Annotated in this window: 14 protein-coding genes and 1 riboswitch; of the genes, 8 read left to right on the top strand and 6 right to left on the bottom strand. The window is 38.6% G+C overall.

What is annotated here, in order from left to right; genetic code table 11:
• Positions 1 to 59 precede the first annotated feature (59 nt).
• The 3 genes from fabD to pckA all read left to right on the top strand — a co-directional run bounded on the left by fabD (position 60) and on the right by pckA (position 3,596).
• On the top strand, positions 60 to 935 hold the full coding sequence (fabD, locus tag JET18_RS14310) for an ACP S-malonyltransferase (RefSeq protein ID WP_202092141.1): 876 nt from the start codon (positions 60 to 62) through the stop codon (positions 933 to 935).
• Positions 936 to 946: 11 nt separating this feature from the next.
• Positions 947 to 1,852, top strand: coding sequence for a GYDIA family GHMP kinase (locus JET18_RS14315; RefSeq protein WP_202092143.1), 906 nt, complete (start codon positions 947 to 949; stop codon positions 1,850 to 1,852).
• Between the two features lie 127 nt (positions 1,853 to 1,979).
• On the top strand, positions 1,980 to 3,596 hold the full coding sequence (pckA, locus tag JET18_RS14320) for a phosphoenolpyruvate carboxykinase (ATP) (protein WP_202092146.1): 1,617 nt from the start codon (positions 1,980 to 1,982) through the stop codon (positions 3,594 to 3,596).
• A 133-nt stretch (positions 3,597 to 3,729) separates the two neighbouring features.
• Here pckA and JET18_RS14325 read toward each other — a convergent pair whose 3' ends face one another.
• A complete protein-coding gene (locus tag JET18_RS14325) occupies positions 3,730 to 4,140 on the bottom strand; it encodes a type II 3-dehydroquinate dehydratase (protein WP_202092148.1) in 411 nt (136 codons plus the stop codon).
• 244 nt (positions 4,141 to 4,384) lie between these two features.
• Positions 4,385 to 4,482: riboswitch (SAM riboswitch) on the top strand.
• 84 nt (positions 4,483 to 4,566) lie between these two features.
• Between JET18_RS14325 and JET18_RS14330 the strand changes: the two genes are divergently transcribed.
• Both JET18_RS14330 and JET18_RS14335 read left to right on the top strand, forming a co-directional pair.
• A complete protein-coding gene (locus JET18_RS14330; RefSeq protein ID WP_202092150.1) occupies positions 4,567 to 7,500 on the top strand; it encodes a SusC/RagA family TonB-linked outer membrane protein in 2,934 nt (977 codons plus the stop codon).
• Positions 7,501 to 7,518: 18 nt separating this feature from the next.
• Entirely contained in the window at positions 7,519 to 9,012 is a 1,494-nt protein-coding gene (locus JET18_RS14335) for a RagB/SusD family nutrient uptake outer membrane protein (protein WP_202092152.1), read from the top strand.
• A 248-nt stretch (positions 9,013 to 9,260) separates the two neighbouring features.
• On the opposite strand, the gene JET18_RS14340 is transcribed toward JET18_RS14335, so the two are convergent.
• The 5 genes from JET18_RS14340 to JET18_RS14360 form a co-directional block, all read right to left on the bottom strand.
• Positions 9,261 to 9,725 (bottom strand): SMI1/KNR4 family protein, encoded by a 465-nt coding sequence (locus JET18_RS14340; protein WP_202092154.1) that lies wholly within the window; start codon positions 9,723 to 9,725, stop codon positions 9,261 to 9,263.
• Positions 9,716 to 16,453, bottom strand: a complete 6,738-nt coding sequence (locus tag JET18_RS14345) for an RHS repeat-associated core domain-containing protein (protein ID WP_202092156.1) — start codon at positions 16,451 to 16,453, stop codon at positions 9,716 to 9,718. The genes JET18_RS14340 and JET18_RS14345 overlap by 10 nt, the downstream gene beginning before the upstream one ends.
• A gap of 89 nt (positions 16,454 to 16,542) precedes the next feature.
• Entirely contained in the window at positions 16,543 to 17,013 is a 471-nt protein-coding gene (locus JET18_RS14350; protein WP_202092158.1) for a hypothetical protein, read from the bottom strand.
• 7 nt (positions 17,014 to 17,020) lie between these two features.
• On the bottom strand, positions 17,021 to 17,773 hold the full coding sequence (locus JET18_RS21890) for a hypothetical protein (protein ID WP_228728554.1): 753 nt from the start codon (positions 17,771 to 17,773) through the stop codon (positions 17,021 to 17,023).
• A gap of 445 nt (positions 17,774 to 18,218) precedes the next feature.
• The gene (locus tag JET18_RS14360) at positions 18,219 to 18,671 is read right to left on the bottom strand and encodes a hypothetical protein (protein WP_202092160.1); all 453 of its coding nucleotides are present in this window, start codon (positions 18,669 to 18,671) and stop codon (positions 18,219 to 18,221) included.
• A 168-nt stretch (positions 18,672 to 18,839) separates the two neighbouring features.
• Between JET18_RS14360 and JET18_RS14365 the strand changes: the two genes are divergently transcribed.
• The 3 genes from JET18_RS14365 (at position 18,840) to JET18_RS14375 (ending at position 24,924) form a co-directional block, all read left to right on the top strand.
• Complete coding sequence (locus tag JET18_RS14365; RefSeq protein ID WP_202092162.1) at positions 18,840 to 19,163, top strand: DUF6660 family protein; 324 nt, start codon at positions 18,840 to 18,842, stop codon at positions 19,161 to 19,163.
• A gap of 135 nt (positions 19,164 to 19,298) precedes the next feature.
• Entirely contained in the window at positions 19,299 to 23,660 is a 4,362-nt protein-coding gene (locus JET18_RS14370) for a CusA/CzcA family heavy metal efflux RND transporter (protein WP_202092164.1), read from the top strand.
• 1 nt (position 23,661) lies between these two features.
• On the top strand, positions 23,662 to 24,924 hold the full coding sequence (locus JET18_RS14375; protein ID WP_202092167.1) for an efflux RND transporter periplasmic adaptor subunit: 1,263 nt from the start codon (positions 23,662 to 23,664) through the stop codon (positions 24,922 to 24,924).
• Positions 24,925 to 24,938 lie beyond the last annotated feature (14 nt).

A 24,938-nucleotide genomic window follows, 5' to 3' on the forward strand; every position in this document is an offset into this window, starting at 1 on the left:
CTTTTTAAAGGAATATTTTTAACATTATCTTTATATTTGCATAATATTTAAATCAATACATGAAAGCACTTGTATTTCCTGGGCAGGGTTCTCAGTTCGTAGGAATGGGAAAAGAATTGTACGATTCTAGAAAAGACATTAAGGACTTAATGGAATCTGCCAATGAAATTTTAGGTTTCGATATTCTTTCGTTGATGTTCAACGGGACGGATGCAGATCTTAAGAAAACAGAGGTTACCCAGCCTTCCATATTTATACATTCAGTAGCTGCTTTAAAAGCAGTGAACGGTCTTGGAGCCGAAATGGTTGCAGGACACTCTTTAGGAGAATTTTCAGCTTTGGTTGCCAATGGAGTTTTATCCTTTGACGACGGTCTGAAACTGGTATCCGAAAGAGCAAAAGCCATGCAGGAAGCCTGTGATGCCAATCCAAGCTCTATGGCGGCTATTTTAGGTCTAGAGGATGCTAAAGTAGAAGAGATCTGTGCACAGATCAGCGGAATCGTGGTTCCGGCAAACTACAACTGCCCTGGGCAGCTGGTAATTTCAGGAGAAACATCTGCTGTAGAAGAAGCTTGCATTAAACTTAAAGAAGCGGGTGCGAAAAGAGCATTACTGCTTCCGGTAAACGGAGCATTCCACTCACCATTGATGCAGCCGGCGCAGGAAAGACTTGCCGCAGCCATAGAGAAAACAAAATTCAGAAACGCTACAATTCCTGTATATCAGAATATTACAACTACAGCGATTACAAATCCTGAAGAAATTAAACAAAACCTTATTGCACAGCTTACAGGTCCTGTAAAATGGACGCAGTCTGTTCAAAATATGATTAAAGACGGTGCTACCAATTTCATTGAAGTAGGACCTGGAAAAACACTTCAGGGATTAATCAAAAAAATTGATTCTTCTGTAGATGTCGCCTCTGCAATCTAAAAATTAAAAATATGAGCGGAATATTTTCACCGGGAAAGCTTATGCTTACTTCAGAATATTTCGCGATAGACGGAGCTCTTGTCCTGGCGGTACCTACCAAGCTTGGACAAGAGTTTTTTTTTGAAGAAAAAGAAGATGGAAAATCCCTGATATTCTGGGAAGCTTACCATCAAAATACATTATGGCTCACGGCTGTCATCGACTATAAGAACTGGCAGATTCTGGAAACCAATATTCTTTCAAGCGCTGAATTCATTCTCAAAACCTTAAAAAATGTTCAGCAGCTTTCTGAAATCAGATTCAAAAACAACAATACCTGTTATTTAAAGACCAATCTTCAGTTTCCCGCCGATTACGGACTTGGAAGCAGTTCCACTTTAATGAACAACCTTGCCGAATGGGCAGAAATCAATCCTTTTCAACTGAATTCAATCAGTTTAGGAGGAAGCGGCTATGATATTGCCGTTGCAAAAGAAAAATCGGCAGTACTTTTTCGGAGCAAACCTGAGGTAGCTTATGAAAAAGTAAATTTCAGTCCGGCATTCAAAAATGAACTGATTTTTATTCATTTAAATCAGAAACAGGACAGCAGGGAAGGGATCAGTTTTTACAAGTCAAAAATCAAGTCTCAAAAACTGGTGGATGAATTTTCGGAAATCACAAAAAAAGTTTTGTTATGCAGTGAATTGGAAAAATTTTCTGCACTGATGATGATTCATGAACAAAAAATTTCGAATTTTCTTGAAATTCCCACAGTTAAAGAACGATTTTTTGCAGATTGCCCTGTTTTTGTTAAAAGTTTGGGGGCATGGGGTGGAGATTTTGTGATGAGCACTAAATTTGACGGCTATAAGGACTATTTTTGGGGAAAAGGTTTTAAGACCGTTTTTGAATGGTCTGATATAATTAATTTATAATCAATAATTTACAATCCTTTATTTTTATTTGTCATTCTGACTTATATCATTATATTTAAACCACCTTTAACAAATAATTAATATTAATTTTGTTGAACCCAATAAAGAAATAGAAAATATAAGTAAAATGAAACACGCTAAAATCATCCAGGATTTAGAAAAATTAGGGATTAAAGGAAATTATGAAGTAGTCTATAACCCATCTTACGAAGAGTTATATCAGGCTGAAGTAGCTCCTGAAAATCAAGGCTTTGAGACAGCTGAGCTTACAGAATCCGGTGCAGTATCAGTAAAAACTGGAATTTTCACAGGTCGTTCACCTAAAGACAGATACATAGTTCAGGATGATGTTACGAGAGACACAATTTTCTGGGATGGGAAAGTAAACCTTCCTACTACAGCGGAAAATTTTGATTCTTGTAAAGGATTAGTGCTGGACCAGCTTTCTGATGCTAAGAAAATTTATGTAGTTGATGCCTTTTGTGGTACCAACACAGATACAAGACTAAAAGTAAGGTTCATCGTTGAAGTAGCGTGGCAGGCGCATTTCGTTACTAATATGTTCATCCGTCCGTCCCATTATGAACTTGAAAACTTCGGTACGCCGGATTTCACAGTAATCAATGGTTCAAAAACAACAAACCCGAACTGGGAAGCTCAGGGATTAAACTCTGAGAATTTCATTATGTTCAACCTTACTGAAAAACTACAGATCATCGGAGGTACATGGTACGGCGGTGAAATGAAGAAAGGGATGTTTGCGATGATGAATTACTACCTTCCATTAAAAGGAATGGCTTCCATGCACTGTTCTGCCAACGTAGGTGAGGATGGTGATGTAGCTCTTTTCTTTGGTCTTTCAGGAACAGGAAAAACTACTTTATCTGCAGATCCTAAGAGATTCCTTATCGGTGACGATGAGCATGGCTGGGATAACAACGGAGTATTCAACTATGAAGGAGGATGCTATGCTAAAGTAATTGACCTTTCAGAAGAAAAAGAACCGGATATTTTCAGAGCGATCAAAAGAGATGCGCTTCTTGAAAACGTAGTGGTAAACAACGGAATTGCCGACTATAAAGACGGGTCTATCACAGAAAATACAAGAGTATCTTACCCAATTTACCATATCAACAAGATTGTTCTTCCTTCAAAGGCCGGACATGCTAAGAAGATCGTTTATCTTTCTGCTGATGCATTCGGGGTATTGCCTCCGGTTTCTATTTTAGATGAAAACCAGGCACAATACCACTTCCTGTGCGGATATACGTCCAAGCTGGCGGGTACAGAAAGAGGAATCACTGAGCCTGAACCATCCTTCTCTCCTGCATTCGGAGAAGCTTTCCTTACCCTTCACCCAACAATGTACTCTAAAACATTGATCGGAAAAATGAAGGAGCACGGTGCTAAAGCTTATCTTGTTAATACAGGTTGGAACGGAACCGGAAATAGAATCTCTCTGAAAGATACAAGAGCGATTATCGATGCCATCATTGACGGATCTATCGAAAATGCTCCTAAAACTCAGGTTCCTATCATGAACCTTGAAATTCCAACTCAGCTTCCAAATGTTTCTGAAGGTATCCTTGATCCTAGAGAAACGTACAGCAATGCTGGAGAATGGGAAGAAAAAGCAAAAGATCTTGCAGCAAGATATATCAAAAACTTTGAACAGTACTGCGATACTGAAGAAGGGAAGAAGCTAATCGCTTCAGGACCTCAGCTTCAGCAGCAGACTACTTAATAAATAAAAGCCTCATCATCGATGAGGCTTTTTTTATTATCCTTTTTTAGAACTTAATCTTAGTTTAGAAGATTTGCCTATTAAGTAAAAAGCAATCATCTGTGTAAATCTGTGAAATCTGTGGTTAATGAATCTAGGATTTTAAGCTCAATAAAGCCAACCTGTATCCATCCATTCCAAAACCTGACAATACCGCATCGGTATTCGCAGCCGTTACAGATTTCTGGCGGAATTCTTCCCTTTTGTAAATATTACTGATATGAACCTCGATTTTAGGCTTTCTGATATTCTTTAGACAGTCCGCAATCGCGTACGAATAATGCGTATAGGCTCCGGGATTGATCACAAGAGCATCAAAATTATCCTCCTGCAATCTGTTGATAATTTCTCCTTCGATATTCGACTGATAATAATTCAGCTCATGAGAAGTGAATTCTGATCTCAGTTGCTCCAGGCAGGATTCCATGGAAGCGCTGCCGTAGATTTCAGGTTCTCTTGTGCCCAAAAGGTTCAGGTTGGGGCCGTTTACGATTAAAACTTTCATTCTATAAATTTATAAAGTTTAGCCTTATTCCCCATATTTTTTTTGAATTAATTGAGATTTTACTGTATTGTATTATCTGCAATGATATTTATCATGTTTAAGAATTTGATAACGTCGTAACTGTCTGTTTTAGGGTGTTTTTAATTGGTTTTTAAGTTAATTTTTGATAATATCATGTAAAAAATATTAAAGTCTACTTGTTTTATAGACTAATTGTTTTTAGATTTGCAGACATATTTCGATCGGCTTATAAAGAAAGATGGAGGGAACTGACCCTGTGAAATCTTAACAACCTGCCCCAGCGCAAGGTGTTACATTCAGCCTTTAAAGGAAAAATAAGCATTTGGTTTATCGTACTGAACGATGCCCTTTGCTGTCTTTTCTGCAAAGGGTTAATTTTTTAATATATGATAAACAAAATTGATTATGGTTGGTAAAAATTTAATTAATCCTAAAATTTGGATACCTTCAGCAGCTGTATTTTTCCTTGGAATCATCAGCGTTCATGCACAGGAAGCAAAGCCGAAAAAAGATACCATCAATGAAAAGGAAATTGATGAAGTAGTAGTAATCGCTTATGGTAAAGCAAAAAGGACAAGTTATACAGGTTCCGTAGCCACCATTTCAAGCGAAAAGATCAATAACAGACCTGTTACCAATATTACAAAAGCATTGGAAGGGCAGGTGCCCGGTGTTCAGGCAGTAAGTGCTTCAGGACAGCCAGGCTCTACGGCTTCAGTAAGAATCAGGGGAGTGGGCTCTATCAGTGCATCCAGTGACCCTCTGTATGTAGTGGATGGAATTCCCTTTGACGGAAATATAAATTCCATAAGCCCGAATGATATTGAATCCATCAGTGTTTTGAAAGATGCCACGGCCAGTTCATTATACGGTTCAAGAGGTGCGAACGGAATCATTATCATTACCACGAAATCCGGTAAGAAAGGAGAATCCAGGGTTAATTTTAATATCAGCCAGGGATTTTCCAGCAGAGCCGTAAAAGATTATAAGCAGGTAAGCACCGATGAATATTTCCAGCTGTACTGGGAAGCGTTAAGAAACGGATATAAATCCGGACAGATCAATTCGCAGCAGGCCGCGCAGATGGCGAGTGATAACCTGACCACTGCTTTGGGAATCAATCCTTACGGAGCCGGTTTCCCGAATCCTGTAGGGACAGACGGAAAGCTTGTTCCCGGTGCAAAAGCTTTATGGAATGATGACTGGAGAGATATTCTTCAGAGAACAGCTTCCAGAAGCCAGGTAGATTTTGATATCAGCGGCGGAAGTGAAAAAAGCAACTATTTCTTTTCCCTGGGGTATCTTGACGATAAGGGAATCGCGATAGAATCAGGATTTCAGAAATTTGCAACCAGATTAAAAGTCAATTCAGAAGTAAAGAAATGGCTGAACGCGGGAGTGAATTTAAGCTATACCAACAGTATTCAGAATGCACCGCCGTCTTCAGATTCAAGAACTGATAATATCATCAATGCAGCAAGGGTAATTCCTTCTTTCTATCCTTATTACGAAAGAAATGCTGACGGCAGCTACAGATACGATGCAGACGGAAACAGGATTTATGATTTTGGGAAATACAGGCCTACAAGCGCATTACAGAACCAGAATGCAGCGGCTACACTGCCTTTGGATAAGAATGAAAATAAAGAGGATAACTTCTCGGGAAAAGGATTTTTAGATTTTACTTTCCTGCCGGAACTAAAATTTAAAACCAGCTTTTCGGTTGATTTAGTGAACTACAATGGGCATTACTACTCGAATCCGCTTATCGGGCAGGGAAGTGAAACCGGCGGTTCGGTTACAAAATCAAACAGCAGAACACTTTCCTATACGACGAGTAATATTCTGACGTATGATAAGAAATTCGGGAAACATCATCTGAATGTTTTGGGAGGTCAGGAATTCTACAAGTACGATTATCAGACTATTTCAGGTTCAAGAAGCCAGTTTTCGCTTCCTTACTATTATGAACCGGATGCAGCAGCCTTATTGGGAAGTTTCAGCGGAAACAGTGACAAATTTTCCCTGTTGAGTTTTCTTGGAAGAGCTGAGTATGATTTCAATAATACCTACTTCTTATCCGTATCGGGAAGGGCAGACGGGTCTTCAAGATTCTTTGCAGATAACCGATGGGGGAAATTCTGGTCAGTGGGAGGATCATGGAAGGCTTCCAATGAGGAATTTATCAAGAATCTGAATGTCTTCAACCAATTGACACTGCGTGCGAGTTATGGAGGGCAGGGGAATGATAAATTAAGAAGGCCCAACGGCTCTTCACTTTATTATGCTTACCAGGAATTATATAAATTTTACAATAATCTGGGAGAGCCTGGAACCGTTCTTGAAAAAGTACAGACGAATGATGTGAAATGGGAGACCAATCTTAACCTGAATGTTGGGGTGGAATTTGCTGTTCTAAACAACAGGATTAAAGGTAACGTAGAATATTTTAAACGTAAAAGTCAGGATCTTCTGTTTAATATGCCGGTTGCGCCATCACTGGGAATCAGTGATTTCCCTTTCAACGTTGGAACGATACAGAATACTGGTTTTGAATTCTCATTATTCACCACACCGATTAAAAATGATGATTTCCAATGGAATATAGATGTGAATCTGAGCACTCTGAAAAATAAAATTACAAAACTTCCGAAAGGACCTGTAGTAACCGGAACAAAACGTCTGGAAGTAGGCGGTTCTATTTATGATTTTTATCTTCAGGAGTGGAAAGGCGTAGATCCTTCAAACGGAAAGCCTTTATGGAGATACATCTATCAGGATGCAAACGGAAATACAGTAGACGGAACGACTTCCGAATATGCCAAAGCAACAAGAACTTTCCAGGGATCTGCACTGCCTAAAGTAACAGGAGGCGTGACTACGAGTGTAACTTATAAAAACTTTGATTTTTCCGGATTACTGACTTTCAGCATCGGTGGAAAAATCCTGGATACAGATTATACGTCACTGATGTCTAACGGAAATGCGGGAGGCCGCGCATGGAGCGCAGAAATGCTGAACAGATGGACGCCGGAAAACCCGAATACAGATGTTCCTGCATTGAGTACCACAACGAATAACTGGAATTCTTCTTCTTCAAGATTTTTATATTCCGGAACGTATGCAAGGCTTAAAAATGTGAGCCTGGGGTATACACTTCCGTCCGATTATTTTGAAAAACTGGGACTGAAGAAATTCAGGATTTATGTTCAGGCAGAAAACCTTCTGACTTTCTACAAACATAAAGGAATGGATCCGGAACAGGCATTGGATGGAACTACATATTACAGATATCCTGCTATGAGAACGATCACTTTTGGCCTTCAGGCAACTCTTTAACCCTTTAAATCTGAAACAATGAAAAAATTAAAATATATATCTTTTGCCCTGATTGCCCTTTGGTCTCTAACCAGCTGTGCAAATGAACTGGAAACAGCTCCCACGGATCAGGCCAGCGGTGAAGAAGTTTTCAAAACGGCAGAAAGTGCTGAAACGGTAATCAATGGAGCATGGGCGAAGTTGAATGATGACGGACCAACGTATGCCAATCTCGGGTATTCCACGGTTTTAAGAACCAGTGATGCCATGGGAAGCGATGTGGCAATCCTTGGAAATAAATACGGTTTCCCCTCTGCCTATGCTTTTACGGAAATGATCAACAATACGGTTTCCCGTCCGCAGTTTATATGGTTCACCCTGTATTCAACCATTAATAATATGAATAATGTGATTGCCCGTATTGATCAGACAGAAGGCAGTCAGGAAAAGAAAAACCAGGTAAAAGGACAGGCTAAAGCATTGAGGGCTTTCTGTTATCTGAATCTGGCCAGTTTCTACCAATTCAGTTATCTGAAGGACAGAACAGCGCTTACGGCTCCAATTTATACGGAACCTTCAACCATCAGTTCTGTTCCAAAGAAAAGAGCAAGTCTTGAGGAAATTTATACTTTGATTAAAAGCGACCTTACGGAAGCAGATAATTTATTGACCAATTATACAAGAAACAATAAAGACAAGATCAACAAAGCTGTAGTGAACGGACTTTTGGCCAGAACCTATTTGAATACCGGAGAATGGAGTAAAGCTGCTGCTGCGGCAAAAATCGCCAGAACCGGATATCCTTTAATGACTGCTGAAAAATATAAGGAAGGTTTCAATGATATCAGCAACGGAGAATGGATCTGGGGACATGGTCAGACTCAGGAACAATCCGGTGCGAGCTATGCATTTCACTATCTGGATGTGTCATCTTCCGGAAGTTACTACTACAGTTTTATGGCCGATCCTTTTTTCAAAAATTTGTTTGATGCCAATGACATCAGATCCCAGCTGTTTCAATGGGATGGGCTTCCCGGGAGAGAGGGACTGTTGAGATATTCCAAGTTTAAATTTAAAACAGGTCTTATCGCAGATATTGTATTAATGAGAGCCTCGGAAATGTACCTGATTGAAGCTGAAGCAGAAGCCAGAAACGGCAATGCTACAAACGCAGTAACCGTCTTAAACGAATTGAAAACAGCCAGAAATGCCAATCCTTACAGTGGATCTCTTTCCCAGAATGATGTGATCGCAGAAGTTCTGATCGAAAGAAGAAAAGAACTTTTCGGAGAAGGATTCTCCCTTTCAGATATCATCAGAACACAGGGGACTGTAGCAAGAAAACCCTATGTAGATGCCAACGGGCAGCCTATTAAAGTGCAAATCACCACTCCGGACGGAACCGTAAAAACCGTAAACGGAAGAGGACATTCCGTCTTTAATTTCCCGGATCAGACGGCTTTTGCCCCGAACAGCAGGTATTATCTGTTCAGTATTCCGCAGAAGGAGATTGAGAACAATCCTAACCTGTAATTATTTATTTAGATTTGATTTTTTTAAGCCATCGTGTAGTGCGGTGGTTTTTTCACGAATAATCCCCCGAGCTTTCGGGGGATTATTGTGTGTTGCAACTTTTTAGATGAACGTGATTATTTTATTCTACGTGAAGTAAATATGGTGAATTACATAATGTTGTCATTAATAATCAATTTTTATGTGGCTGGAAATTAGTAATGAATCTGTATAATGTGGTTATCTTTTGATATTTCTTTTTTATTAAATCAGTAATCATATAATTTTGGAGAGTTATCCATATATAGCTTTATGAAATCTGTCAGAGAATTAGTAATAGGTTTAAAAAAGTCTTTTTCAGGAATAATTCCAATAATGTAATCTTTATCATTTATGACTTCAACACCGTACCACCAGCTTTTCTGCATATATTCTGCAAATAAAAAATAACGTTCTTTATTTTTTAGCTCAGAATCCTGAAATTCGCAACTGAGTGGGAGAATTGCTTCTAATGGATATAGCAAAAAACCTTCTTCGTCTGTTTCATTAGGATAAAGTGTTTCCATGCCATTCAGTTGTGAATAAAATTCCACAAAGTCATCAGGTAAATGGAGACCATTATTCTTTTGAAATTCTTCAATCTCTTGTTTTGACTTTGAAGATGTCAGAATATTTTGTTTTCTCCAAAATTTAGTTAATTCAATCAACATTTGTTTTAAACTATTTATTTCCATAAATGTAATATTTTCTCCATTAATTCCTTTCGATGCATTAACTGAGTATTCTTTAATTTATCACCTCCTTTTATAAGAGCATTGGAATATTTACTCAATTGATCTTGAACCCAGTGTTTTGTAAGGCCTTGTTTGGCCCAGCTTTTTACTTGTGACCTTGTTAAGTTTTTAGTAACGTTAATTGTTTGTTCTACTGCTTTGGCACTTTGACTTTCTCCCCATCCTATTATTCGGCCAAAATCTGCAGATTTCATTACAACTTGAGGGGTTGTTCCTCTTGATAAAGCTCCAATTCCTCTACCAGCAACTTTTGCTACAACTCCCCCTGCCAAATATCCTGCTGCTGTGTTCACATATGTTGTCATTATACGCTCTTCGGTAGGATTATATGGCTGATGTTCTACCCAAAAATCTGAATCTCCGCCGAAAAAAGAATTTATTATATTTCCAACTTCTGCAGGCAGATTGCTCCTGTCAGCATAATATCTCCTTCCTCTTATTTTAACAATTCTGCCTCCCGGACCATCACCTTCCTGATCATCACTATAAATATCTTCAGGAGAAATAATATATCTATATCCAGCGTCAACCATGCGTGTTGAAGTTACTTTATTATCAAATATATTAGTTTTATAGGATATTCCACCTATCATTCCCCCAAGGAAATTAGATCCTTTAAATGCTGAATTTAAGCCTCCTGATACAATTCCCGGCAAAAAGCTTTTAATTGCCCCTGCATTATTAGCGATATTTCCTAATGCTCCGGAAACAGCAGCCCCTCCTATAGCTCCTCCTAATACTGAACTCCATGTTTTTTCCCAATTCCATTTTCCAGGATTCCATGAACCATTGGCCTGAACTCCATTGAGATATCCACCCACTAAAGTTCCTGCTAAGAACAGCCAGAACTCTCCATCAGGATCACTGTACATGAGTGGATTATTCATCACATACCCATACTTATTATAATTCTGGGTATTTGTAGGATCTTGTATGTTCTCATCAGCATTTAAGAACCTTCTTAGTAATGGATCATACAATCTTCCGTTCATGTGGATGATACTTATCTCTGTAAAATGTTCGTGGCTCGTATATCCTCTTTCCAATAATAACACAGTATTGTCAATGATATTTTTATCTGTGATAGTGGCTCCGCTTGCTATTTGTAAATGAGTGAAATTACCCCACGCATCAAAATGTCTTTGCTCCAGCTTGTTTCCGACTTCATCACTAATAGCTAAGATACTTCCTATATAATCTTTATGCAAGAATTTGTAAGAACCACTAGTTTCATCATAATTCTTAAAGTAAATGATATTACTTTCATACGAAGTTGCTCCAATATACAAAGTATGCTTTTCTTTTCCGGTAACATTATCTTTTACAACCTCAAAACTTCCATCTTCACTGTAGAATTTGTTGAATTTACCCTCTCCGTCAGTGCTGAAATTTCCACCATATGTTACCTTTTGTCTCATATTCGTTAAACCGTATTGGAAAGCTACATCTCCTTTTTCTCCGTCAATGAATACAGGGTCATTGTTTTCGTTAAAAATAATAGTTTGTACCAAATCATTGTTGTAATTCTGAGTTCCTGTTGCGTTTAATGTCATTCCAGTCGGCTGATAAATCTTAGCAGGGTTCTCATACTTCATTGTTCCCACCTGGTCATTCTCTGTGATTCTTCCTTTAATATCATAAATATTTTGAGAATTCTGTCCAGTCTTAGGGTTTGTCCAGCTGGTTAACCTGTTGTTCGTATCATAATTAAATGACTCAATAATATTAAAACCACCCAAAGTTTTCCTTAGATTAAGTTCATTTTTAATAGCATCGAAGGTATACTGGATATTTAGAATCCCCTGAACAGGAGAAATATGTTCAATTTCTTTTAAGAAGCCGGTTGCATCATTATATAAATTAGTAATATCTGATGCTCCTAATTTAGCTTTTAAAACCTGCCCTCTGGCATTAGTATCCTTTAATTCCCATAATACTTTTCCAGAATTTTTATCTTTTATCTGGTGCAGCTCACCATTCCATGTATTATATACATTTTCTAAAATAACTTTTGAAAGAATACCGGAAGAATACAACTGTTTCTCATAATTGATAACCCTTCCCCTATCGTCATAAGTAATTCCTTTCTGTATAAAATACTTTCCATTACTGCTTTCAGAAGATGATATTAATCGTCCGCGTGGATCATATACCAGATTTGAACTGTATGATTTACCTTTTGATGTTCCGGATTTTGAGGTAATCCTCCCTTTATTGTCATAGATAAAAGAAATTATTTTATCCGTCGTTTGTCCACCATCCACCGTAGAAAGTTCTTTTTGCGAAATCAACTGCCCTAAATTATTATAAGTATACTCTTTAGTTCCTTTTGGACTTATTATCTTTTTAGGCTGCCCGAAACCATCATATTCGTATTTATAAATACCATTTGACGGATCATTGTATTCAGATTTTCTGCCCCAGACATCAAACTTTGTGGTTACTGTATTTTCACCGTACTTTGCCTGAATTTGCTCTCCTGTTGCATTATAGGAAAACTCAATTGTACCTCCTTTATCAGTACTTGAAACTAGATTTTCTAATGCGTCAGTTGTTTTTGAAGTTATCCTTTGATTGCCGTTTTCCTCTTCCTCTGTTGTTGTCAATCCGGAAACTGAAGTTTTAACCTTTTTACCATTAAATGAAGTCGAAGTAACAATTGCTGGAAAAACAGTATCATCATATTTTATAATATTCCAAAGGTTTGCACTTTGCCCTTCAAAATATGGTTCAGATTCTTGAATTTTTCTTCCCAGAATATCATATTGAATCTCTTTGGACACGTACTTATCTTGTCCAAAAGCTTTTGTTGAAGACTTATATACCTGCCCTAATTTATTAATGTATTTTTTAGAAACATTTCCATCCGGATCATACTGGATAGTAGTAATATTTGCATTACTATCTCTTATATACTGATAGGTCGTCATCCCTTCCAGATTAGATTTAGATGTCAGTAGCTTTCCCCACTCGTCATAAGTGTTAGTAATAGTATTTTGAAGTGGATCTGTTTGGGTTAGGATTTGTCCAAAATCATTATAGATAAAGGTAGTTACCAATCCTAAATGATCTGTGGTATGAGCAATAAATCTTCCTTTTGCTTCGTACTCGCTTTTGATAGTTTGGGTCTGCGCATCAGTACTGTTGCTTACCATCTTTTCAGTTATATTACCAAAATCATCATAGCCGTAAGTTTCCAATAAGAAACCTGTATTATCCCGGTTCCATTTTTTAATGGTTTTTATCCGGTTACTTTCATATGTATATTCTTCTTTTCCTGATTTTGTATCACCATATGCCTGAACTACTTCAGTTTTGGATTTTGGACGGCCTATATAGTAATTAGTGCCTGTTCCAGATGCATTGTTATTATATGTATAGGTTGAAGTCGTTACTGCGTAGGAAGAATTGATCTTCGAGATACTTTCTGCCGGAAGATAATATTCGCCATAAGTAACTGTACTTTCAGCAATTGTACCTGTTATGAAATCTTTTTCTTTACTTATTTTTGGAACAATGGCCGTGACTACCTTATCTTTTTCAGCATCCGGTACACTTGCTATTACCTGACCGTTTAAAATTTTATCAATCTGATGTATTGTCGATTCAAAGCTCAGTAGCTGGGTATTATTTTCAGAAACATCAGCCGGAAATATTTTAGTGTCATCATTCGTTCTTATGGACCATTTTTTTACAGTAATCGCATCATTCAATGGATCATTTTCTACACCTGTCCATACCTTTGTGTTTTCAAATCCATCGGTATACCATGAGCTTCTGGCTGTTTTTCTGAAACAGATCATTCCTCTTCCCAAGATATTTGAAGTAAGCCCCCTGTACCTGAAATCCTGTTTTAGTATTTTATTGGGTGCTACGGTCTTTGTTATTCCTGAAACCACATACATTCTTGTGGATTGGTTTATTTCGATATAGGGATAATTCTCTGTTTTAGTACTGTCATATAATCCCGGATTTTTATTTTTATCAAGTTCCTTATAAACAATCTCAGTGGTAATTCCAGCCTGTGATATAGTTTTAATCCGGCCTTCCATTGAAATATCATAGTACGGGTGCGATGCCACTATTTGTCTCATATTAGGGCCACCGGGATTATCTCCGGATATTGAAGTGGCAGATATCAGCATAAACCTTTTCCCAAGCATAGCTCCTGTCCATTGGTCAACTGGTAAACCTATCAGATCATTCTCGTTGACAGCTAGCTCTGCATTAATATTGTTTTCATTTAAATACATGGTGATATTACCGGGATAAGGCTGGCTATTGCTTGAGGTTGGATTTTGTCCTCCTCCAAAAGGTGCCAGAATCTTAACCCAATGATCTTTCCTCCTTGTATATTTAACTCCCAAATTGCTATCTTGAATGAATTCTTTGTAATACTCCCTGCCTGATTCAAGAAGTATCAGCTCAGTCTTTCCATCATTATTAATATCATAAGCTACAAAAGTTGTGGGACTAAGGATATTGATGTTACCTGAGCTCGTATTTACTGTACGGGTTCTTCTATGCCGCTCAAAAACTTTGGTATCTTCTACAAAGCCCTTTCCTTTTGAGGTATATATATACCAGATCGCTGATGTAGCAGCTGTAGGCATCATGAGATCACTCAGGCCGTCTCCGTTATAATCACCTACCAGACCGTCATCCCACGACCCTTTTATCGTTTCATTATCGGTGGAATTAAAAGCAGATATGCTAGACTCGTATTGACCCTGAGTGTTTTTTTGAAAGGTAATGAGCAGGGGCTTACCAGCCGAATCTATTTTTAGAAAATCAAATGCGCCGTCACCATTAAAATCCCCACCTCTATATTTCAAGAAAATATCTTCATCACTATTTCCATAAAGTTCAATAGGGTAGTACCAGCTGTTACTTTGAAGTGGCTCATCTGGATTTACAGCATAATATCTTATATAACTTTCACATTCAGAGGGCAGTTTTCCCGTACCAGGATCAAGAGGATTAATAACCTGACATTCTCTATCATTAAGCTGTAGTATAAGCTCACTTAACCCGTCACCATTAAAATCAACATTTTTTAAACCAACAATTGTTGTTCTGGTTCCATTTTGAGTGGTTCCGGAGGAATTATCGTAATCTGCATTGGGAATAATTTTTCTCAAATCCAATGTTAGAATATTATCCGTGGAAACGATGTATAATGATACTTCCAAATCATTTTTTGAAGTTGCCGGATTTAATACCTTTTTGTATGACGCGAATCCCTGCCTGTTATAAATAACATTATTTTTTTTGAAATTTGTAGGAACCGCATTTTTTATTTCATCTAAGCCCACCGAATTTCCAAGATATATAGGATTTATAAAGCTCTCAAAATAATTAAGAGTGTAAAAATCTTTATATAAATATACTCCTATCTGAGGCACTTTAGATGATGTTGCGGAGTGGTATCTTATTAAATCCAACTTTCCATCACCATCAAAATCACCCATTATATCCTGTTGATCATTAGTTTTGATTGAACCTGTACTAGTCCAGGTTCTGATGTTGGGATTAGGTATGTCCATTGACTTTTCATAAGTAAAAGACGCAGGGTTGGCTTCCTCATTTTTGTTGTTTAGAACAATTATTTTCTCTAAATATCGATAAGCAGTTTCCTGAAGATCTTTTTTATAAGTGATTTTATATTTTTTATATTGCTTGCTGTCAGTAGAAACCACAATAGATTCAAGCAGCTTTGACTGTGAAAACAGGTTTCCTTTGATGTAGGCTGTTTCAGGCATTGGCCTGGCAACAAAAATAAAATCAATTTTATTGAAATGCGGTGTGTTTTTGGTTTCGTTTCCTCCCCACTCAATGGAGCTGATCACTGAGACGTTTCCATCCACAGTATAGCTATAGGTAATATAATTCCCATTAATGTCTCGGGACTTTACAATATTATAGTCTATGGGAGTTCTGGCTGTACTGCTTCCCGTAGCTGTAGCCCCGTACCATACTTGGGATCCGTCTGGAGAAGTGACCTCCCAATATTCTGGACCCTGCCATGTTTGCCCATTGACTGCTCCAACAGATTTAATTTTAATATTGGAGTACTTCTCTGTCTGATATTCTGCACCATCTTTTCCATATTCTCCAGATTTTAATATTAACCTTTGTCCATTAAAGCTGTAATAATCTGAGTAATCAAGTTGTACTCCTTTCGTAATCCCATCCTTTTCGAGATTTTTTCCAACTCTTGAGATGGCTGTTAAACCAGAAATATTCCAACCATAACCCACAAGGCCATTGCCCGCTCCACTGACATAAACAAGGCTGATATTAGGAATCATGTTCTTAACGCCAGGAGGAAGGTCAACATCTAACGTGTATTGAAGTTGCCCTGACTGAGTTACCTCTATATTCCCCTTAGTATCATGAAATTTTTTGTCTTGCGGAGCTGTCGTTCCACTTGGATTATTGGCGCCAGCATTGGAATCTGTAGGTCCTCCTCCCGGATTTTCGGTTCCGGGCCCTATCTTGGCCACAAAAGGATTGGTTGTCCCCGAAGAAGCTTTAAAGCCGGGTGCAAGTACCACGGTTTGCGGATCCTGAACCGTCCGTGATGTACTTTCTGTCTGGTAAAGTATAGTTTGCGAAAAACCAATTACTGAGCACAAAGACAGTAAAAATGATAATATAATTTTCATATTTGTATAGTATTGAGTGATCGAAAGATTAAAGAAGAATACCCTCTTTTTCAATCTTTCAATGCTTTAATCTTTAAATTCTCTGATTTCTATCTTTTTGTAACATTTCTACCAAAGACTCTTCCGTCTTTCAGCGTAAAACGCAAAATGTAAACGCCCCAGTCATAACCGGTCATATTAATCTTCAGTTGACGGTTCAGCCCTGGAATATTCTGTTGCTGGAATTTCCAGTGTACGGTGCTGTGCTGATATAGTGAAACTGATTCTATAAGTTGGTCTGCTTCTTCAGTCCAGTCGATGGTAAGAACATCATTGACAGGTACAGGATAAAGCCTGATCTGCTTCCAGAAAGTTTTTTCATCCATTGCAACTGGCTGTTGCAGAGAAGCTACGGTTGCAGTTTCTTTTTTTGCGGTTTCAGTAGGAGCTGTTTTTCCTGCCGCATTTGGACCTCTGTATCTTTGGTTTCCGGCTTCGTCATATTTAAAATATACTTCAGTTTGGGAGAAACCGAAGAAGCCGATCAATAAGGAAAAGATCGAAAGTAATTTTTTTTTCATGAGTGTTTTATTTTTTTTCAGAGAGAAGCTTTTCTACCTGTTGCTCAAGTTTTTCCAGCTTTTCAGATTGTGTTTTTAATTTTTTATTCTGCTCAATAGAATACAGGGTAAGCTCTTCTATCTTCTGTAAAAGTTTGATTTGAAATTGCCCGATATTGACTCCTTCTTTTTTCATTATATCTGCTGAAGCAATTTCAGGAAGGTGTTTTTTTTCTTTGATATGTTTTTCCACATCTTCAAGTTTTGGAAGGGTATAATTCTCATCAAAAACAAAATCGGCCGTTGGGGTAAGAGTTACTTTTACTTCTTTTGCTTCAAATTTTCCATTTAGCAAAGCATTTCCATTTTCCCCATTGATTAAAAATGATTTGTCCCATTCCCAGTTTGTGTCGGCCGAATTTCTTGGGGCGATATATAATGATTTTCTATTATCGTCGGGAGTGTGAAATACCCATGAATTACTGCCACCACTGATAATATCTCTAAATCTGGAATCACCATTTACATCAAGTTTCCAAACAGGATCATGGGTTCCTATTCCTACATTTCCATTGCGTAATAATTGCAATATACCCGCAGTAGTTTGAAGCCTGATACCACCATACCAATTAATATCCAATCCATCTGAACCTGATACAGCATAATGGGTGATGTGGTAATTAACAGGATCTCCATTTCCATATAATTTGTCAAAAGGAATGTCTTGAGAAAAGAGCGTTCCAAATATAAATGATCCAATAATTGTTAAGTTTTTTTTCATAATATGATATAATTTTTTTGTTTAAATTGTTTGTAGTTTCATAATAAATCAGTTTAGGATTTAATATGCATCTTCTCATTATTAGTTTCAGGCTTACTTATCAGAAAAAATAAAACTAGGCTCTGATAATTTATAAGCAATCATATGGCAAAAATGCTTTGACTTTAGAGAAAGTTTATAAGTGTTGAAATGAGTTGGTTAAGCTGGATGTTTTTTCACTTTGTGATGATGTTTTTTTGCAAAAATAGATTTTATTAAGTTTAAATAAAATAGATATTGATATAAATTATTTATGCTCATATATATTAAGGATTTGTACAGGATAATTAGAAGTTAATTAATTAAATTGTGTTCTTCAGCTTAAAATATAAAGTATAAAAGGCAGGGCTTAAACAAATAATATTCACGTATTATCCTGTTTTTTATTTGCAAAACCTTCCGGCTTTTACTTCCTTTTTTTATAATACACCAAAGAATCAAACGTCCGCATAAACCTCATCATTCTTTTACTTTTGTCTTCGTTTATTTTCTCCTTTTCACCGATGAAATAATTGTAGTGTATGGATAGAATCCTTTTATTGGTTCTAATTCTGAAAGTTTTAGGCTGAGATATTGAATTGTTTCTCTCGCCGATATCTGAATCGTCATTCAGGGTATAGATCTGATTTTTGTCAAAGCTTTTTGCCAGAATATCCCAGTCTTGGTCAGAAAACCGGATCTTAAAAGTGTCTGTTTTGGATTTTTCAGTATAGCTGATGCTTTCGTATACCACAATACCCTTAGCTGTTGAAACAAATCTGGTAAAATCAGTAGATGAAATATCTCTGCCTTCCAGCTGCTCTTTTTGCGTACAGGAAAATAGTATGGATGACAGGGCACAGATAAGTAATCTTCTCACTTCTATTTTTACTTTTTTTAAAGGAATTAATACCTTCTCTTTGATATTCTTGATTCCCAAAAATATAAAAAAAGTATCGCATACCTGAAAAACTGATAGAATGTAAAGAATATATTAATTGAGCTTTATACGCTTTCCATTTTAGAAAAAAACTTTACCTTTGTCAATATGAACCTGTTAAGATGGATACTTGCATTCTATTTCATGGCATTGTCACTGATGCCCTGTGAAGATGTGCACCGTTCTTCAGGAAAGGCAGATATCAAACTGTCGTTCAATATTCAGGAATCCCATTCAAAAGATCAGGGTGATATCTGTTCACCGCTCTGTACCTGCAGCTGCTGTCAGATGACTGTGTCTTCTTTCAAAATGGATCCCTTACTGGAAATCCCGAACCACGTTCAGGCCTATTTTTCAAAGAAAATTCTTTTTCAGAAAAACAATTTCGCTTACCAGATGTACGATCATATCTGGCAGCCCCCTAAAATTTAATTTTTATTGATTATTAGAAAGTTAAGCTTTCTATTCATTTGAACTTTGCAATACCATTGCAGAGGTCTTCGTGATATTTTTGCAACGGCATTATCGCCGTATGCATTGATTACCAATAAAAATTAAATACAGATCGTGTTAGATAAAATCATAAAATTCAGTATCAAAAACAAGGTGGTTGTAGGTATTATGACCCTGCTTTTGATCATCTGGGGAGTATGGAGCGCTACCAGGCTTCCCATAGATGCCGTACCTGATATTACCAACAATCAGGTGCAGATCATCACCGCATGTCCCACACTGGCGGGGCAGGAGGTGGAGCAGCTTGTTACTTTCCCTATAGAACAGAGTATTGCCAATGTTCCGGATATCCAGGAAACCAGAAGTATTTCCAGGTTCGGGCTTTCCGTGATCACAGTAGTGTTCAAAGAAAATGTAGATGTATATTTTGCCAGACAGCTCATCAACGAACAGCTGAAACTGGCAGTAGAAGAAATTCCAAAAGGAGTAGGAACACCCGAGCTGGCACCCGTAAGTACTGGTTTGGGAGAAGTATACCAGTACATCCTCCATCCCAAAAAAGGCAGCGAAAAGAAATATTCAGCCAAAGAACTCCGCACCATGCAGGACTGGATTGTCCGCAGACAGTTGAACGGAACACCGGGCGTGGCAGAGATCAACAGCTTCGGAGGCGAATTGAAACAATATGAAGTAGGTGTAAATCCGGACCGTCTTAAAGCAATGGGCGTAAGCATCTCGGATATTTTTACAGCCCTGGAAAAAAATAACCAGAACACTGGAGGAGCATATATCGACAAAAAGCCGAATGCTTATTTTATCCGAGGGATAGGTTTCGTTACTTCACTGGAGGATATCAAAAATATTTCCGTGAAAAATGAGACCGGAAGTGTTCCGATATTTATAAAAGACGTGGCAGATGTCCGTTTTGGAAGCGCGGTGCGTTATGGAGCTTTGACGTATAACGGAAAAGTAGATGCTGTTGGAGGAGTGGTCATGATGCTAAAAGGAGCCAACAGTAACGATGTCGTAAATAGCATCAAAGCTAAAATTCCTACCATTCAGAAATCTCTTCCCGATGATGTGGTAATAGAACCGTTTCTGGACAGGACCGATCTCGTAGGAAGAGCCATCAATACAGTAGAAAAAAACCTGATAGAAGGAGCACTGATCGTTATTTTCGTGCTTGTTGTATTTCTTGGAAACCTCAGAGCAGGCCTTATCGTGGCATCCGCTATTCCATTGTCACTTCTTTTTGCTTTGGGAATGATGAATGTCTTCGGGGTAAGTGCCAATCTGATGAGCCTTGGAGCCATAGATTTCGGATTGATTGTGGATGGAGCCGTCATCATTGTAGAAGCCACTTTACATCATCTGGGAGTAAGAAAATCCTTGCGGACCCTTACACAGAGCGAAATGGATGAGGAAGTCTTTCTTTCGGCATCAAAGATCAGAAGCAGTGCAGCGTTCGGGGAAATTATTATCCTGATCGTTTATATACCAATTCTGACATTAGCCGGAGTAGAAGGGAAAATGTTTACACCAATGGCTAAAACTGTAGGGTTTGCCATTCTGGGCGCTTTAATCCTTTCCCTGACCTATATTCCGATGATGAGTGCCTTGTTTTTGTCTAAAAAGATCTCGCACAAAGAGACTTTCTCAGATAAAATGATGAATTTCCTTCAGAAGATCTATCAGCCATTATTGCAGAAAGCGGTTAAAGTAAAATATATCATTGTATCGGTAACCATTTTAGTTTTTGCCGTCAGTGCCTTCATTTTCAGTAAAATGGGCGGTGAATTTATTCCGCAGCTGCAGGAAGGGGATTATGCTTTCCACTGTATTCTGCCACAGGGAAGTTCACTCAGCCAGAGTATAGAAACCTCCATGCAGGCTTCCAGAATTATCAAAAGTTTTGATGAGGTGAAAATGGTGGTCGGGAAAACCGGTTCCGCTGAGGTTCCTACCGATCCGATGCCGCCTGAAGCCACCGACCTGATTGTGGTGCTGAAACCGCAAAGCGAATGGAAATCAAAAAAATCGTACACTGAACTGGCGGATGAGATCAGTGAGAAATTAGAAACTATCCCTGGTGTGTTTTTTGAAAAGAACCAGCCGATCCAGATGCGTTTCAATGAGCTGATGACCGGGATCAGACAGGATGTAGCCGTTAAAATCTTTGGAGAAAACCTCGATTCATTGTCTATCTATGCAGACAAGGTGGGGAAAATTATTCAGACGGTAGACGGAGCCACTGCACCTCAGATTGAAAGAGTAAGCGGCCTGCCGCAGATCAACGTAGAGTACGACAGAACAAGAATGGCCAATTACGGATTAAATATAGAAGATGTGAATAATGCCGTAAGTACAGCCTTTGCAGGAAAAGCAACCGGACAGGTTTTTGAAAATGAAAGACGTTTCGATCTTGTAGTCCGTCTCGACAGTCTTCACAGAACCAATATTGATGATGTGAATAATTTAATGATTGCAACAGCCACGGGAGCACAGATTCCGCTTTCCCAGGTGGCCAATGTAAGCTATAAATTAGGACCGGCACAGATCAGCCGTGAACAAGGAAAAAGAAGGATTGTAATCGGTTTTAATGTAAAAGACCGTGATGTACAAAGCGTGGTACAGGATATTCAGGCTAAACTGGACAAACAGATCAAATTACCTTCGGGGTATTACTTCACCTATGGCGGACAGTTTGAAAATCTTCAGGAAGCCAGCAAGCGTCTGATGATCGCGGTTCCGGTGTCCCTGTTCCTGATCTTTTTGCTTTTATATTTCACCTTCCATTCATTCAAGCAGGCAGCGTTGATCTTTACAGCTATTCCGATGAGTGCCATTGGAGGCGTTTTCGCCTTGCTGTTAAGAGATATGCCGTTCAGTATCAGTGCCGGAATCGGGTTTATTGCCCTTTTCGGAGTGGCGGTGCTCAACGGGATTGTTTTGATCGGAACTTTTAATCAATTGGAAAAAGACGGCGAAACGGATGTCCTGAAAAGAGTATATGAAGGAACAAAAACCAGATTAAGACCCGTATTGATGACGGCAACAGTCGCTTCATTAGGGTTCTTACCGATGGCGATTTCCACAGGAGCCGGAGCAGAAGTACAGAAGCCATTGGCAACCGTTGTGATCGGAGGATTGATCACTGCTACCTTCCTTACCTTGTTTGTTCTGCCGATGCTTTATATCATTTTTAATACAAAGATTCCACGAAAGATGAATAAGATCAAACCCATCACTACGGTTATTGTTCTTGGATTTCTGATGTTCGGACAGACATTTAAGGCCCAGACCCGGCAGATTTCTGTAGATCAGGCAGTAGAAATGGCAGCGGAAAATAATCTGGTTTTAAAATCAAAAGATTTGAATATAAAATCAGCAGAAGCCCTCAAAGGAACGGCAAAAGAACTTCCCAAGCTGAATTTTGAAGCGCAGCTGGGGCAGTACAACAGCCCGAAGTTTGACCAGTCATTTTCCCTTTCGCAGAGCATCCCTTTCCCGACACTTTTTAAAGCAAGGCGGGAATTGATTGCCGAAAATATCAAAACCCGCCAGATTGATAAAGAAGTTTCTGCCAATGAACTTACCAGACAGGTCCGTACCTATTATTATCAGATAGAATACCTTCAGTACAATAAATCCAAACTGAAAGAGCTGGACAGCCTGTATCAGGATTTTATCAGAATTGCAACGGTAAGATTTAAAGCGGGTGACATCAAGAAGATTGAAATTAATACAGCAGAAACCCAGAAAGGCGAGATCAGCCTGCTGCTGAACCAGAATGAAGTCTATTTAAGCAATGCCTATAAAAATTTAAAGACCTTACTGAATACTTCCGAAGATTTTGAAGTTCCGTTTAAAAGTGATTACGAACCTTTGAAAACAGAAAATATTCTGGACAGTACCTCCGTGGCCAATAATCCTACGGTAAAAGCTTTCTATCATGAGATGGAGATCGCAGAAAAGAATAAGAATGTGGAAAAATCCCAGGGACTTCCGGAATTCAGTCTTGGGCTCACAAGCCAGTCACTGATCGGTTTCCATACCAAAAACGGACAGGAGAAATTTTATAACGCAGGGGACAGGTTCAATTCTTTCTCGGTAGGTGTTGCCATTCCTCTGACATTCGGAGCTACAAAAGCAAGAATGAAATCTCTGGAATATGAAAAGCAGGCCGCAGAAACCAGTGCAAAAATGCAGCAGAAACAGCTTTCAGCACAATTGGAAAATGCTTTTGGACAGTATAACCAGGATATCCAGCAGTACGATTATTATGTAGGACAGGCCATTCCCAATGCTGAAAAAATTGTAAAAGCAGCACAGCTGGGCTACAAAACAGGAGAAATATCCTATGTAGAATATCTTTTTGCCCTGCAGACTGCCACCAATATCCAGCTGAAATATTTAGAATCTATCCAGCAGGTCAACCAATCTGTAGTTACCATTAATTCAATCATCAATAAATAACATGAAAATAAAGCAAAATATCATATATCTTACACTCACGGCCCTGTTGATCATAAGCTGTGGAAAGAAAGAAGCCACCGCACAAAAAGCCGAAGTGAAAACTGAACTGGACGAAAACACTCATGAAGAGGGTCCTCAAACCATTGCTTCATTAACGGAGGAACAGATAAAATCTGTGGGGATCTCTCTGGGACCGGTGGAAATGAAAGAACTTACCTCTACCATCAAAGCAAACGGAATTCTGAGTGTTCCGAATAACAATAAAGCCACAGTCACTTCCCTCTACGGCGGGATTATCAAAACCCTTACCGTTCAGATCGGAAGCATCGTGAAAAAAGGACAGGTAATTGCCACCATTGCCAACCCGGAGTTTATCCAGCTGCAGGAAGATTATCTCACAACAAACAGTAGAATTACCTATGCAGAACAGGAATACAGAAGACAGAAAGAACTTTTCGATAATGATGCAGGAGCAAAGAAAAACCTTCAGAGTTCAGATGCAGAACTTCGGACATTAAGAACCCGCAGAGCCTCTCTTTTAAGACAGCTTCAGATGATGGGAATAAGCCCCGGGAAAGTAAATAACTCCAATATGAGATCCGGTCTTGTCATTACAGCACCTATCAGCGGAACCATCAGCAGTATTTCAGCGCAGATCGGGAGCTATGTAGATATTTCATCACCGGTGGCGGAAATTATTGATAACAATTCCATTCACCTGGACCTGCAGGTTTTTGAAAAAGATCTTCCAAAAATGAGAGTCGGGCAGATTGTTCACTTCAAACTGACCAATAATCCCGAAACAGAATATGATGCAATGGTTTACAGTGTAGGATCTTCCTTTGAGAACGAAAGCAAAACGATTTCTGTGCATGGTACCGTGACCGGAAATAAAGCAGGCCTCATTGATGGAATGAACATCACCGGAATTGTTAGTCTGGATAAAAATACCACACCCGCCGTTCCGAACGAAGCCATTGTAGAAGCCGACGGAAAATATTATGTTTTCATTCAGACGGATAAAAAGCAGGAAGAGCATGCAGAAGAGGAAGCTCCTGCGGATGGCAAAAAAAATGAAGAAGGCCCTAAGCACGAAGAAAAGACCATCAATTTTGAAAAGGTAGAAGTGATAAAAGGAACTTCAGATATGGGATACACGGCAATTACCCCTGTAAAAGGAATTCCTGCCGGTGCTAAAATAGTAGTGAAGGGAGCGTTTTTCGTGAATGCAAAGCTTGTTAACTCCGGTGGACACGAACATTAATAATCCGGACAAAA

It is taken from the genome of Chryseobacterium endalhagicum (assembly GCF_016745235.1).
GTDB lineage: Bacteria > Bacteroidota > Bacteroidia > Flavobacteriales > Weeksellaceae > Chryseobacterium > Chryseobacterium endalhagicum.